The sequence below is a fragment of the Bradyrhizobium sp. CCBAU 11361 genome (genome assembly GCF_028128935.1).
GTDB classification, from domain to species: domain Bacteria; phylum Pseudomonadota; class Alphaproteobacteria; order Rhizobiales; family Xanthobacteraceae; genus Bradyrhizobium; species Bradyrhizobium niftali.
On sequence record NZ_LBJZ01000076.1, the window covers coordinates 1 to 803 of the forward strand.

1 pseudogene is annotated in these 803 nt (G+C 64.4%); it reads right to left on the reverse strand.

Annotated elements, in window-relative coordinates:
• A pseudogene (locus XI08_RS09910) lies at window positions 1-803 on the reverse strand (IS701 family transposase); the annotation flags it as partial.

Sequence of the window (803 nt, forward strand, 5' to 3'; positions counted from 1 at the left end):
TGCCAATAATCACGATGCGCGGCACGGACCCGCACGCGTGCAAAGCGCGAGGTCAGCTTTTCGCTCGTTCCTTGCCGCCACGTGATGGTGCGCCAAGCTTTGGCCGGCAGGCCGATCGCGAGCGCCTTGACGGCGGCCGGCTGATGCTGACGGTTGCGGCGCATCAGTTTCGGTGGACGGCCGCGGCCCGACCATGGCTTCGGCGGCAAGGCACCGGTGCCGGGCGCCCATACCGTTGTGCTCGACAGAAGACCCGCCACATAGGTCAATCCCAGCGCCGTGATCTCCGTGCGCAGGTCGCTGTTGTTGCCATAGCCCGCGTCCATCAGCACAACACCGCGCGGAAGGCCGCTCGCACAGGCCCACCGCAACTGCTCCAGCGCGATCTCCGGCTTGGTCCGGAAGCCAACTTCGGCAGGAATGCCCACCTTGCGCCGCCGATCGCAGTCCTCAGTGCATTCCTTCGGAAGATAAAGGGGATAGGCGACAGGCAGGCTGGCGTGGTGGTTGGCAATCGACAGTGATACCGCCACCTGACAATTATCCTGCTTGCCGAGCTGCCCGCAATATTGCCGTGCAACTCCAACTGAATGTCGCCCCTGCTTGGGAATCCGGTATCGGCGATGATCCAGGCTTCGATGGGGCCCTGGCGTTCAATCGCCGGCAGGACCATCTCACGTACCTTGCCCAGCACCTTCTCATCCGACCAGGCGCCGCTGCCGACGAAATGCAGCAGCGATTGATGCTGGGCGGCCGTCCGTTCCGGAGCTGTCACCGCCGCCATCGGCTCCACGCTCTTGCGA